This is a genomic window from Alteromonas sp. KUL17 (assembly GCF_006538305.1).
GTDB lineage: Bacteria > Pseudomonadota > Gammaproteobacteria > Enterobacterales > Alteromonadaceae > Alteromonas > Alteromonas macleodii.
On sequence record NZ_BJKJ01000002.1, the window covers coordinates 311,414 to 325,979 of the forward strand.

The 14,566-nt window shown below is 43.7% G+C and carries 7 protein-coding genes; 6 read left to right on the plus strand and 1 reads right to left on the minus strand.

Annotated elements, in window-relative coordinates; translation table 11 throughout:
• Nucleotides 1-90 precede the first annotated feature (90 nt).
• The 4 genes from KUL49_RS03110 to KUL49_RS03125 all read left to right on the plus strand — a co-directional run bounded on the left by KUL49_RS03110 (nt 91) and on the right by KUL49_RS03125 (nt 7,716).
• Nucleotides 91-1,224, plus strand: coding sequence for an efflux RND transporter periplasmic adaptor subunit (locus KUL49_RS03110; protein WP_039225671.1), 1,134 nt, complete (start codon nt 91-93; stop codon nt 1,222-1,224).
• 3 nt (nt 1,225-1,227) lie between these two features.
• Nucleotides 1,228-4,275, plus strand: a complete 3,048-nt coding sequence (locus tag KUL49_RS03115) for an efflux RND transporter permease subunit (RefSeq protein ID WP_131136283.1) — start codon at nt 1,228-1,230, stop codon at nt 4,273-4,275.
• Nucleotides 4,276-4,519: 244 nt separating this feature from the next.
• The gene (locus tag KUL49_RS03120; RefSeq protein ID WP_131136284.1) at nt 4,520-5,587 is read left to right on the plus strand and encodes an MBL fold metallo-hydrolase; all 1,068 of its coding nucleotides are present in this window, start codon (nt 4,520-4,522) and stop codon (nt 5,585-5,587) included.
• A 194-nt stretch (nt 5,588-5,781) separates the two neighbouring features.
• On the plus strand, nt 5,782-7,716 hold the full coding sequence (locus tag KUL49_RS03125) for an EAL domain-containing protein (RefSeq protein WP_131136285.1): 1,935 nt from the start codon (nt 5,782-5,784) through the stop codon (nt 7,714-7,716).
• Between the two features lie 159 nt (nt 7,717-7,875).
• Here KUL49_RS03125 and KUL49_RS03130 read toward each other — a convergent pair whose 3' ends face one another.
• Entirely contained in the window at nt 7,876-9,594 is a 1,719-nt protein-coding gene (locus KUL49_RS03130) for an EAL domain-containing protein (protein ID WP_131136286.1), read from the minus strand.
• Nucleotides 9,595-10,656: 1,062 nt separating this feature from the next.
• Between KUL49_RS03130 and KUL49_RS03135 the strand changes: the two genes are divergently transcribed.
• Nucleotides 10,657-12,384: a zinc-dependent metalloprotease family protein gene (locus KUL49_RS03135; protein WP_131136287.1), complete on the plus strand. Its 1,728-nt coding sequence runs from the start codon at nt 10,657-10,659 to the stop codon at nt 12,382-12,384.
• Nucleotides 12,320-14,416, plus strand: a complete 2,097-nt coding sequence (locus tag KUL49_RS03140; protein ID WP_131136288.1) for a hypothetical protein — start codon at nt 12,320-12,322, stop codon at nt 14,414-14,416. The genes KUL49_RS03135 and KUL49_RS03140 overlap by 65 nt, the downstream gene beginning before the upstream one ends.
• Nucleotides 14,417-14,566: the final 150 nt, after the last annotated feature.

The window sequence follows — 14,566 nt, forward strand, 5'->3', positions numbered from 1 at the left end:
TTCACGTTCAGAAGTTAACACGCGCCTTGTACAAGATAACCCATTGCCTTAGTGGGAATAAAAAGTGGTCTATTTAAATGGAGAGTTACCATGTTGTCTGAAAAAAGTCTCTTTCACAGCTTAGCCCTGCGCACTGTGATGGTATTTACTGCACTCGCTGGATTAAGTGCGTGTGAAGAAGCCCCCACGCCTCCCAAAGCAGTCTCATCAACACCGGTAACGCTTTATAAAGTGCAGCACTCAGACGAAACCATCGCTAAATTCCCGGGGCAAGTGGAAGCGGCTGAATATTCGAACCTTTCGTTTCGCATCGGCGGCAAACTCCAAGAACTCAAAGTAAAAGCTGGTGAAGAAGTTAAAGAGAACCAGCTTATCGCTAGACTTGATGATAGAGACGCAAAGGCACAGCTCGCCACCGCCCAATCTCAATTTGATGTTTCATCGGCTATGTTCGAACGTATGGAAGCCTCGGTTGAAAAAGGTGCCGTAAGCCGCTCTACTTTTGATGAAGCGAAAGCCAATTTTTTAGCCGCTAAAGCCAGTCTGACCAACGCACAGGACCAGCTAAGCTATACGGAGCTTCGCGCACCGTTTGCGGGGCTTATAGCGTCTGTTCCTGTTGAAAATTACCAAGTCATTGTACCGCAGCAAACCATTGCCGAGCTTCATATGCCGGGTGCAATCGACGTTACGTTTCAATTGCCAGAGCAAAAAATGCGTATGATTGATCGCTCACGAGCCCGTGAGAATCGTACATCTGAAATGGCATGGGTGAGCTTTTCAGGTATGCCAGACAAGCGTTACGCGGCCATGTATAAGGATCACGAAAGCACCACGCGACAAGGCGAGCTTAGCTATGAGGTAACAATTACTCTGCCAGAACCAGACGACATCAATGTTCTAGCGGGCATGAGCGCCACCGTATTACTTGATATGTCGAAACTTATTGAGTCTAACGCAAAGCTTTGGCTAGTACCTTTTGGTGCGGTGGTTACCGACAATGCAGATCCAGACAAAGCGATTGTATGGCGTTTTAAGCCCAGTGATAGTGACGCGACGAAGGGCACCGTAGAAGCAGTAGAAGTGATGATTACGCGCGGTATTTCCAACGGTCTGTTAGTTGAAGGCCCGCTAAACGACGATGATAAAATCGTTGCTGCTGGCGCTCATCTTGTAAAAGAAGGCCAAGCTGTTACGGAGTGGACGAAAGAAGGGGGCCTATAAGCCATGGTCGAGTATTTTTTTCGTCAAAAAGTAATAAGCTGGATGGTCGCCATCATCTTGGGTGTTGGCGGCATTGTGACTTTTCTTGGCTTAGGTCAGCTAGAGTTTCCCGAATTCACCATTAGAAATGCTCTGGTTATTACTCAATACCCAGGGGCAACGCCTGAGCAAGTTGAGGAAGAAGTAACGCTGCAGCTAGAAAAGGCGATTCAGCGTATACCCAACGTAAAACGAATCAGCTCAGTAAACATGGTTGGGCTATCACAAATTACCGTTGAGCTTAAAAGCAGTGTCCAGGCCAAGGACCTAGAGCAATACTGGGACAACTTGCGCCGTAAAGTGGGCGATGCACAATCATCACTGCCACCTGGCACCAGCACCTCTATTGTGAATGATGACTTTGGTGACGTTTTTGGCCTGCTGCTTACCCTTAAAAGCGAAGACTACTCCCTTAAGCAAATGGAAGACTTTGCAGATTTAATGCAGCGAGAGATTCAGCTTGTTGATGGTGTAAAAAAGGTATCTATTGCCGGTACCGTTAATGAACAGATTATTGTGTCGTTAGATCACGATAAAATGAAAACCCTTAATGTTTCTGCAGAATCCATTGCTGGCCTTTTAACCGCGCAAAATGTAGTGGGCAACGCGGGTTCGATTAAGGTTCAGGGCAAGCGCCTGTCCATACAGCCCACTGGCGAATTTGATAACCTAGAGGCGTTAGGTCAGGTGGTAATTGGCTCACCTGCAAGCGGCCTTATTCGCTTAACAGATATTGCGACTATTGAGCGCAAGCTTAACGATACCCCTTCAATCCTTTATCACAGTTCTGGCACGCCGGCCCTGTCAATTGGTGTATCGTTCGCGTCGGCGGTAAATGTAGTTGATGTAGGTAAACGACTTGATAGCAAAATTGCCGAGCTAGAGCAGCGTATGCCCCTGGGTATGACGCTGGATACCGTTTATAACCAGCCTACAGTGGTCGACGATTCTGTAACTGGCTTTCTTATTAACCTTGTTGAAGCCGTGGCCATCGTTATTTTCGTGCTGCTACTTTTCATGGGCTGGCGCAGTGGCGTTCTGATGGGGCTCATTCTTGTGCTTACCATTCTCGGCACCTTTATATTGATGTCGGTAAAAGGCATTGAGTTGCAAAAAATCTCTTTGGGTGCGCTTATTATTGCTCTTGGCATGTTGGTCGACAACGCCATCGTGGTAACCGAAGGCATGTTGATTGGTGTGAGAAAAGGGCAAACCAAACTTCAGGCGGCAAAAGACGTGGTATCGCAAAATGGGTTGCCGCTGCTTGGCGCGACTGTGATTGCCATCACCGCTTTTGCGCCAATTGGTCTATCGCCAGATGCCACAGGTGAATTCGTCGGCTCCCTCTTCTGGGTACTGTGCTTTTCGCTTTTCTTAAGTTGGATCACCGCACTTACCATTACCCCCTTCTTTTTCGACTTACTGTTTAAAACTGAAAAAGAGCGCGGAGCTAATGACGAAGATGACGACCCATATAAGGGCATTATTTTTACGGTATACAAGCGTGTGCTTACTGCTGCTATCAATCATCGTTACGTGACAATTGTACTGGTACTTGTTGCATTAGTAGGCAGCATGGCTTCAGGTAAATTCGTAAAAAATGCATTTTTCCCAGATTCATCCACACCGCTGTTTTTCGTCGATTTATGGTTGCCTGAAGGTAGCGACATCTTAACCACCGAGCAGTCTATTCGTCGCTTAGAAAACAACGTGTTAGGCATGGAGAATATCGCCAACGTAACAAGCGTTATTGGCGGTGGAGCACAGCGCCTTACCCTCACCTATGCGCCAGAAGACAGATACGCCAGTTATGGTCAGCTTATCGTTGAAACTGATACGGTTGAGTCTCGTGACGCTCGTATGCGAGAAATTATCGAGCTGGTGCGAGAAGACTTCCCTAATGTGCAATACAAGGTAAAAGCACTTCAAGTAGGCCCTTCTGCAAAAGCGGCAATTGAAGCGAGAATTTACGGACCAGAGCCTGAAGTTTTGCGTGAGATTAGCAGCGACATTGAAGCCATATTTCAAGCAGAGAAAACCATGGACAGCGTTCGCTTGTCGTGGAGCAACAAAGTCCCATTTGTTGAACCTGTGTTTTTGGAAGAACAAGCCAGGCGTATCGGCGTAACGCGAGATGCCGTTCACACCGCATTTTTACTGAACAATGAAGGTGAAACTGTGGGCCTTTACCGCGAAGGTAGTGATTTAATACCTATCGTCATGCGCAACGATCCAAACCAGCGCTATGACATAGATAACCTCGCCTCACTCAACGTATGGAGCCAAGAACAAGGTAAATATATAAGCATGGCTGATGTTATCAGCAATGTGGATGTATCGCTTGATAACCCTATCATCAAACGCCGCAACCGGGTGCGGATGCTGGCGGTTTATGCAGAGCCCATGCCTTTATCCGGTGAGACAGCTGCGAGCGTGCAAGCTAAAGTTCGCCCTCTTGTAGAAGAGCTTCAACTGCCTGATGGCTACCACATTGAATGGGGCGGCGAATATGAGACATCAACAGACGCGCAAAGCGCTCTATTTGCAAGTATGCCTATTGGTATATTAGGTATGTTCATTATCACCGTTTTGCTGTTTGGCAAGCTTCGTCAGGCGTTGGCGATATGGGGCGTAATTCCCCTCACCACTATCGGCATTATTGGCGGCTTGGTGTTAGTTGGTGCACCCTTTACATTCATGGCACTGCTCGGCAGCTTAAGCCTTATTGGTATGGTGCTTAAAAACGGGATCGTATTAATGGAAGAAATAAACGTACAGGCAAAGGGTAACAGTGGCGCATTCGATGCCGTAGTAGCCGCGTCAGTATCTCGTGTACGTCCCGTTTCAATGGCAGCCATCACCACCATACTGGGTATGATCCCGCTGTTTTCTGATGCGTTCTTCGCGTCAATGGCAGTTGTTATTGTATTTGGTCTGACCGTTGCCACCGTACTTACACTGCTTATATTGCCTGTGCTGCACTGTACGTTCCACGGTATTAAGTCAGAATAAAAAGTACGCACAACAAATTCGATTAGTTGTGCGCTAGTTCGTGTAGGTAGCACAAAAACGGTGCGGACCTAATATTGTTAACAGCCAGCATGAGGAGAGTCTACTCATGCTGGCTGCATACTATCGCTTAGCTGCAATCTATCCTTCTCAACAAAAACTACACCCACCAGTTTACTTTTAACAAAATTAGTTTATTATGGGTAAACTACACTGTGCAGTATACTTTTTTATTTAAGGTGAGAGCATGCCCGTTTTTAATCGCACACGCTTTCTTGTTGGAGTTTTATTTATGACATCTTTCTGTGGTTCTTCAAACACCCTTGCTGCAAGCGCGCCGCAACCTGAAAAATTCACTAATACTCATATTGAATATAAAACGACGTGGCGAGACATGTGGAAAGTCACCAAAGCGTATTTTCGTGACAATAGAGATGCTGCAACGCCAACGTTTGACATACCCGTGTCGGCACTTACACCACAAATGCTTGACGCAGTTGCAGAAGACAGCGTGATAAAGCTGGGCCACTCTACTACCCTATTGAAACTTGCCGAGCGTTATATATTGATCGACCCGGTCTTTAGTGAGCGTGCTTCTCCCGTCCAATGGATGGGACCCAAGCGTTTCCACCAAGCGCCAATTTCACTGGAAGACTTGCCTAAATTAGATGCCGTTATCATAAGTCATGACCATTACGACCATTTAGATAAGGGCAGTATTGAAATACTAAAAAACAAAGTCGACGTGTTTATTACACCGCTAAAAGTTGGCAATCATTTACGTGACTGGGGTGTGGATGCAAATAAAGTTGTTGAGCTAAATTGGTGGCAAAATACAAAAGTGAGCGACATTGAAATAGTGGCCACACCGTCTCAGCATTTCTCAGGGCGGGGCTTATTTGATAGAGACGAAACTCTTTGGGCAAGTTGGGTTATCAAATCTGCAAATACCAACATCTTTTACAGCGGTGACTCGGGCTATTTTGACGGATTTAAAGCCATTGGTGAAAAGTACGGTCCGTTTGATTTATCGATGATTGAAACCGGCGCATACAACGAGCTATGGTCTGACATTCACATGCTGCCTGAAGAGAGCTTGCAAGCCCATATTGATATTCAAGCTAGTGTCATGATGCCCGTGCACAACAGTACCTTTGATTTAGCACTACATAATTGGAATGAGCCTTTAATAAAAATCACAGACCTTGCTGGTGCTAAGGGTGTTCCCACCAGTATTCCTATCTTTGGCGAAGTTGTTCCGGTTAAGGGTGCAGGCGAAGCTCCGAACAAAACCTGGTGGTTAGACGAAAGGTGAGTAGCTAATAAACAGCGCTTGCTTCATTATTCTGGGCTTTAATTGCTCGCTTAACTCTATGTTTTGCAGTACATTTATTATTCGCCGCTTAGGCACTATTGGCGGGTATAACAAAAGCCTCAATCAAAGTGATAGTACTCGATTTGGTTGAGGCGAATAATAAATTTCTCAGTTAAAGGAGCTAACTGCTAGCAATGAAGCTGTCTAGTCAAATTAATTTGGGCGTTTTTGCCCTTATGCTTTTAGCATTTACGGTGTTGTCGAGTATTGAGCTAAGCGAAATAAAATCTCGCACTTCAGTGTCAATCGAGCAAGAAGCTGAAGAAGCACGGCTGCGTTACGAAACAACCGTCTTACAAACCTCTGCCATGTCTTCTCAGTCGAAGCAATCAATGATTGATGCCATGCTTCGCCAAATGGTATTGCAGCCGTTTTTATCTGCAGCAAAAGTCATTGATGTCGAAGGAAATGTGTTTGCGAAGTACGAGCGCTCGCCTAACACTATTGTTCCTAATTGGTACTTACAGCTGGATTCCGCACCTGCCGTTAACAAGAAAATTCCTTTTTCGAACAATGATGGTTATTTGTTAGTTACGTCAGACACGTCTTATATTTACACTGAAATCACCGCTATTCTCATCAAAAATGCTGTTATCTTTTGTGGGCTATTTTTCGCCCTCGCGCTATATATCGTCACGGTAACCAAATTTGCTAGGCGCCCCATTGCCAACACCATTAAGAAGCTTAATGAGATAAATAGCCACGACTTCACCCCCTCGCAGGTAAATGCGTTTACAACAGATTACCGCCAACTTACCAGCACAGTGAACACCCTAACCACGTCGTTAGCATTAAAATTTAATGACATTGCTCAGCAATCTGAGCGATTCAAAACAGAAGCCAATAAAGATACATTGACGAAGTTGTCGAACCGCAGTGCATTCGAGCGACACACTCGCGCGCTGTTGTCTGACACGTCTAATTTCCAGGAAAAAGAGCTTATTCTCATCAGGCTCGCTCAACTTACCACTATAAATACTAAGTTGGGCATGTTAGCTGGTGACAATTATGTAAAATCTATCGCGGACCTTCTTGTGCATGAGGCGAAGCACAATTGCAAAAGTGGCTTTGTATTTCGGTTATCAGGCGGAGATTTCGCCTTGATAAGTGAAATTATGGGGCGGGACGAACGGGATTTGATGTTAGAAAATATGTCGAAGCAGTTTGCAAACGCCACGCCACTTCGAGATGGAAGCAAAGCAACGTGGATGGGCGTAACACGTTTTTCTAGCCAAATGTCGTTACAGCAGGTAATGGAAAGTGCTGACAGTGCGTTGATGGCGGCAATGAAAACGCAAAAAGGATGGCAGTTTTCTTCAGAAGTGTCTCAGGTTCATAGCAATACAAAATGGCGTGAGCGCCTCAATTACATCGTGTCGCAGCAATATGCCGATATTCTCATTCAACCCGTGATGAATGTAGAGCGAAACGCACCAGCATATTACGAAACGTTTGCTCGATTTAAAGACAAAGACACCAATGATGTTATACCCATGGCGCAACTTATCCCCGCATCAGAGCGATTGGACCTTATTCCTCAAGTCGATAAGTTGGTAGCAGGCATCGTGTTTAAAAAACTAACGGTAACGTCTCATCAGGTTGCTATAAATATTAGTAACGCCTCAATTGCCAACGGCGAGTTTAGAAAATGGTTAATTGAAGAGCTTCGAACCCGGGAAACGCTATGCCCAAGACTTATTTTTGAAGTCGAAGATGCAGCGCTTATTCACCATCGAGAAGTAGCCGAAAACTTTTGCCGTCAACTCATACAGCTGGGCTGTAGAATTACCATAGAACACTTTGGCGATAACTTTGCCTCGCTTGCGGGTTTAAGGGCAATTCAGCCTCAATTCGTTAAGCTTTCGGGACGGCTAACCCAGGGAATTCATACCAACAAAGATAATCAGTTATTTGTCTCTAGCCTTATCAATATTGCGAAAGGCCTTAATATCCATGTTATTGCGGAAATGGTAGAAAACGAGGCTGAGTCTGTTGCACTGAGCAAACTAGACGTTGAACACCAACAAGGCTATTACTTTTCTAAACCCTCACTTTGGACAATGTACTAAGTGTAAGCTCGCTGGTCTGAGGCACTGAACGTCAGGATAAGTATTGACGCTTTATGTGAGCCCCCGCGCTTTATACGACTTAATTGTGCGTCGATTCAATGAAACGTTTAAGGCGGTGTTGTGAAAATCTCTTTCATATACACCTCCTTTTAACCGCATTTACTGATCGTTAAGCAGCTTTATAATGGCGTCAGAGCTAATGGGTTTTGAATACAGAAAGCCTTGCACATATTCAACGTTAAGAGACTTGCAGTAGTTCGATTGATTTTGAGTTTCCACGCCTTCAACAACAATATTTAAATCGAGTTTGTGACCAACATTCACGATAGCCTCCATTAACGCGCTATCGTAGGCATTTTCCGGTGCACCTCTTAAAAATGAACGATCTATTTTTAAGTGGCTAACGGGAAACTGTTTTAAATAACTAAGCGAAGAATAACCCGTACCAAAGTCATCAATCGATATTTCAACGCCCTGGTCGCGTTGCGCTCTCAAATTCTCTAAAATCGTATTGTCAGACTTAATAAGCACATTTTCGGTAAGCTCTAACCCAATATCTTTAGGCATTAAACCGTGCCGCTCTCGACACTCCCTTAGGCGTTCGAAATAAGCATTCTGCTCTAACTCTTTTCCTGAAACATTGATATCAACGCGAATATTAATGCCCTGCTCTTTCCATAACTGTGCCTGTTTGCACGCCTTTTCTAACACCCAATTTCCAATGTGAACAATTAACTCACTGCGCTCAGCGATGGGGATGAAGATATTGGGTGGAACAGCCCTATCCTCATCTTTAGGACGCCACCTTAACAGCGCTTCACACGATGCCACTTTTCCAGTGAGCAAATCGATTTGAGGTTGATACAAGAGTTCAAACTCATCGTTAACCAAAGACTCATGGAGATAAGCTGCGATACTTCGCTGTTGTCGAACTTTCTGACTTAAAGCGTGGGTGAAAAAATGAAAACGGTTTCGCCCTTCAGCTTTCGCCTGATACATTGCGACGTCTGCATTTTTCAGAAGATCATCAATCTCACTTCCGTCTTTAGGGTACATACTAATACCGATACTTGAAGTGATATGCACGTTTTCAGTGCTAAGTGCGAAGCTCTGCTTAAAACACTCAGTAAGTTTCTTAGCAATGTCAGCACTTTCATTTTCAGAAGTCACTTGTGTGGCGACAAAAACAAATTCGTCTCCACCGAACCGAGCCAGTAAGCCTTGTTCGCTCAGACAATCTGACAGCCGCTTAGAAACAGAGCGCAGTAATTCATCACCCCAGGTATGCCCAAGCGTGTCATTAACTTCTTTGAACATATCTAAGTCAATGAAAAACAAAGCGAAGCCAGACTCATTGCGCGATGCATCCTCGATGGACGACGTCAAAAACTGCTCTAACAGGCGTCGATTAGGCAACTCGGTTAACAAATCTGTGGATGCCATTCGCTCAAGTTCTTGCCGGATGTTGTGCTGCTCACTCAGGTCAATATCCACACAATACATTTCGGGTGAATCTGTGCCTTCTTTCAGCATAACGTGAGATGAGAAAACATGGATAGGCTCGCCACTTTTCTTCTCAAGCACGAGTTCGTCTGAAGGAATTGCCTCACCGTAATCTATCCATCGCTGATGTAGCTTTATCACTTCACTTTTCATGAACGAGGGAATGATGAGATCTTCAAGTTTTTGACCTAGTGCTTCGCACTCACGAAAGCCATACATGTCTTCACTTGATTTATTCCAGTAGATAACTTTTCGGTGCTTGTCATAACCTTGCACCGATACCTTTGGCAAGGCACTAATAAGCTGAAGGAACCGCCTTTCAGCCGAACCATGCTGTTCAAATAACGGGGGCTCTTGGTATTTCTGTAAGCTCATCGTACTCCCGCGAGTGCTAAATTGTTAGATAGCAAAGATATAAAAATGGCCACCATTCTTTTAGTGTAGTCCAAATCACACAGACCACCCGACATTAAAAAGTTAAATTGCTCGTGAATATCGCTAAATAAAGAAAAGGGTACCAGTGCATGTTGCGCAGAACTTGGGTAAATAAAAGATGAAATTAAATCGTAAAATGGTGCGTCTACCCTGATTGGCTTCTACAAACCCACCTTGGTTTGCTTCAGCTTTATTTTCAACCATGATTCAACGCCCAAGGTTCCAGATTCATTCCATCTTATAGATTATTCAATTTCGTTAGTAAATAGCTGTGTTCTTGTCTTAAGCAGATATGCTGGTGGGCACACTAGATTTTTCGTGGCGTCACGTTGTAATTATGCCGACCGTATATAGCATAATAAATGCAAGAGATTTCGCGCAAGCTCACCCATCGGGTAAACCAGTTCACTGTTTACCATACATAAATTTAGTATTTAAATTGTAGCTAACTGTGTTTTCTGCAAACGCCATCTTGAGCTACCCAGTGACTTTTCAGGGCGATTTCTGAGTGTTGATGTGCATCTCTATTCTCAGTAATCAGGATTTTAAGTCCTGTCAATTTGTAGCGACCTCAATAACGATAGCAACATCTTCTGCACTCTTGACATATCCAAGAATTCATTACAGGGCGTTGTTGATCACCAAAATCAACACAGCTATTAACTCTTCCGTTAGCGATATCATAATTTTGCTCTTTTTGATTATATAGCCTGGCAAATTTGCCGCCAGAACGATATTGCTTTCTAACTCTTATAGCTTTGTCTATGTCTAAATTTTACCACTTCTCTAGAATGGCGATTGCGTCGGTAATAAATCCGTGGATTGAGCATAAGTTTCCACAGTTATTAGCAAAGGGGAATGCTTCTTTATAGTTATTAAACTTAATACTTAAGGCTATCTAGAGATACGCTAAACACGGATTATAAGCACCTTACTGGGGTTGCGTGATGTTATCATCGCATAAGATATGGATTATCATTTTACTACTCAGAGGGACTTACCTTGTTTAAAAAATCAAAAATTGCTCTTTTAGTTTCAGGCTTGTTAATTGCTTCTGGCGCTTCAGCATCTTCTTCTCATCTTCATTTTGATAAAAAAGCGAACTCAGCGACTATCAGTAGTCTTAAAACGGCTGTAAAACTATCTGCGAAGGACCAGCCAAAGGCATTGACCGTTGCTGATAAAACCATGTTACTTGATACCATTAAGTCTGCGAAAGACGGCTTGATGTACATCAGCGAAAATAAGCGAGATTTTGTTCTTTTAAAAGATAAAGGCGGTAATCGTTACGGCAGCGCCGTTATTGATGGTGTAAGCTACAACATCTTCAACGATTCAATTACCCCTGTGGATGTTCCTGAGTCATTAGACCATGCGAGCGATTACCTCGTTGAGCCAGAAAGAGATGATAAATCAGGTAAACGTCAGCTTAAACGCATCCAAGAAGAAAAAGAACGAAAGGCTATACAAGAACAGAACAAAGATTTGTCAAATGTGTCAGCCAAATCATCTGAAATAATTGCATACAGTGGGCAGTCATACACACCTGAAACTTTCCCAATCATAGTTGACGGTCAGGAAATTCTGCCACGCAGCATTCCTGCCGAACAAGCTTATTCACCTCGTGACTTACGGGGTAATGATGTTTTTAGTCCTGAGCAAGTGACGGCGATTAAAAATAACAATACTACGTTGAAGAATTTTGCAGTTGAAGATGGAACGTTAACTATAGATGTCGACCACCTTCTCCATACAGGCGCAGTTCTTGAGTCTTATGAAGAGTTTGGCGCCTCAAGCATAGCGCGACTTTCAGCAAAAATTGACTCTTCAATTAATTCATCAAATATTATTCTCGAAAATAGTTTGCTTGGTGATGTTCAGCTTAATAATAAATCTATAACGCTCATTCACGATTTTGCTGATTTCCCAGTTGGGAACTCGTTAGTTGATGAGTTTAACGATGAATCAGAAAGTATCATCTATCTAGCTACCGATATGGAAAGTACTTATTGGGGTGATAGAGGTGAAGGTACCTGCGGCTTTGCTTTTCTAGGTTCTGTCGTAGACATGAAGACGCCAGATAATAAGGCCATCGCTAATACTGGGCCAAATGACTTTGATATGGCTTCTCCAGAATGGCAATATTTGAATATCGATGGTGTATCTCGCACGGGATGTCTTGATAGCCGTGTTCTGCTTCATGAAATCGGCCATAACATCGGTTTGAATCATGATGCTATTACAGAAAATATCGATTTTACTGATGAAAATTATGCCTATACGTTCAATCGAGGCGCATTGCTTGCTCCTACTTATGATGAAAACGAGACGGTAACTGAGCGCGGTAAGTACTCTCTGATGGCCTACCCTTGTACTGATTGTAATTACGAGCCCTTATTGAGCAGTCCAGACAGATACCAATTCGAATTAGGTACTAGCGCATACGAAGTAGACGGTGCTGATGCTGCACTTTATGCTGAATCGGCTTTCTTCCTTAAGTATCTTCCTAAAGATAAACAAGTGAAGTTCCTTTCTGCATCTGATATTGAGCGCGACCCTCTAACAAACAGAGTCACTAGAAAAACATTTACACTACCTCAAGTAAGTGGAGTAAGTGTTAAAACGCTAGTAGTTCGTAATTGGAGAGATGATACTTGGTATGCTTATGACCTGCCAGTTGGTACCGATACTTTTTCAATTTTTAACCACAGATATGCCTTATACTGGTGATGCCTATGTACTTACCGGTCTGAACGTGAATGGAACCGTACAAGGCGTACCTCTTTACAAATTTTATATGGGCTCTGGTTCGTCACCTCAAACCTCCTCAGTACTTCCATCGTCGTCTACGACAGACCACGTTTATCCAGAAACTTTACAAGTAGGGCAGCGCAACGAAATATCCTACAAATTAACGGATGAGGCGCTATCTGAACTTCGTGACCTCCAAGACGATGAAAATTACAGTAAGTGGCAACTGGTCGTTGATGAGCCTTATGACCTCGAAGGTCGCTTAGGAAGCGGAGCTAAGGTTGAATTAACCTCTACATTAGACAGCGTTTTAGAAGACGGCGTTATCAGTTTTGCCTTTGATGTGCCTAATGCATTTCCAACGCAAAAGTATCTCGATTTATTAAACAATCAGGATGAAAGTCAATTTGATTCTTTCGTTATATCTACAAGAGTTGAGTATGAGCGAGCAGTAGACTTTGGTGCCCCTTACACATCATCTATTGGTTTCACATACTTTACATTAGCACTTGATGGCAATGATATATTGGCGGGTACCAGCATTGAGGCTGACAACGAATTCGTTGTTTACCGTAAAGAAGAACAAGAAGAACCTCTTACTTTGTCATTCACGCTCGAATCTTCATCTGGTCGGTATGAATACGATGTAAGCGAAGGCTTTGCGCGAACAGGTGTGAATGCAAACGCTATTGTGTCTACCGGTGAACTTGATAACGGTGATGGTACATTGACCGTGTTCGTTGAGGTTGATACATCTGTAATTGACCAGCGCCAAGGCGATGGCTATTTTGTTACTGTGACCAATAGGAATGGTCTTCCAGCAACAGCTACGACGTTACTTAAAGATAACGATATACCTTACTTCGACGGCCCTTCATCATACCTGACAGATGAACCCGCAATGACGGTTAGCGTTCCAGTTTATGATCTTCAGCCGGGCGTAGCTTACGTTGCTGAAGCGCGAGGCTATGCTTCAGTCAATGATGATTATGACTATGTAACCTATGTTGATGTTGATGTGTCTATCGAAGATATTGATGAGACTTCTAAACAATTAACAGCAACATTTGAGCTAAATAGAAAATACGGTACTGATGATAGATTTGGTATAGCAATCGCCCCAATGCTTGAAGACGGGTCTCCAAGTGAAGAAATCTGGATGCCTTCTAGGGCTTACACATTTACGATTGAGCAGAATGTTGCGCCGGTCATTACGTGTTTTGATGAGAATGACCAAGAGGTTGTCTCTGACGTATGTCGTATTCCTACTGCGGGTATCGGCGAAACACTTATCTCTGAGTATTATGTTTCAGACCAAAATACTCAAGATACGCTAAGTTTTAACTGGACGATAAATTCAGACTTGTTTAGCACTTCAATTTCAGGCGATGCGGGTCAAAACCTTACCGTGAATTTCCCTGATAACGCAGACAAAGACTGGGAGGAACTATCGTATTCGCTGGAAGTTAGTGACGGCAAGTTATCCACATCGTCTACCTTTATTCTGGTTAATGAAAATTATGAAGTGAATGTGGCACCGGTGATCACATGTAATGACGGTTGTTCTTCGACGGTTTCAGGTACTGGCGACTACACATTTTCTGCATACTCTGTAACAGATGAAGGTGAAGATGACCCATTAACCTTCCAGTGGTCATCTGAAAACAGTCCCTTCCCTATTGAGCAAGTTGGCAATGATGTAGTGGTCGCATTCCCTGATTCAGTGGATACTACTTGGGAGAACTTCACGTTAACACTAACAGTTACCGATCAGGACATGAACGGAGGCCTTAGTTCAACAGAGACTTTTACTATTGTTAATGCTGATTATGACGATGGCAGTAATGATGGTGACGGCGACAACGGTGGCAATGGTGGTAATGGCAGTACAACCACCGACGTTCCACAGAGCAACGTTAGTTCAGGCGATTCTGGAGGTGGCTCGATGAGCTTCTTAACCACTTTATTCCTTGGTTCTATCGTTGCTTTACGTAGAAGAATGAAGCGTTAATAAATAGTGGGCGGGCAACTCGCCCTTTTTGAGGGTGTAAAAAGAAGTTAATTCTGAAACTAAATGCCCCTAAAAGCCCTTAAAAAATTCATTAGACCAAAGACAAAGCGCCTTAAAAGATAATGCCGTTTACTTAAGGTGAACGGCATT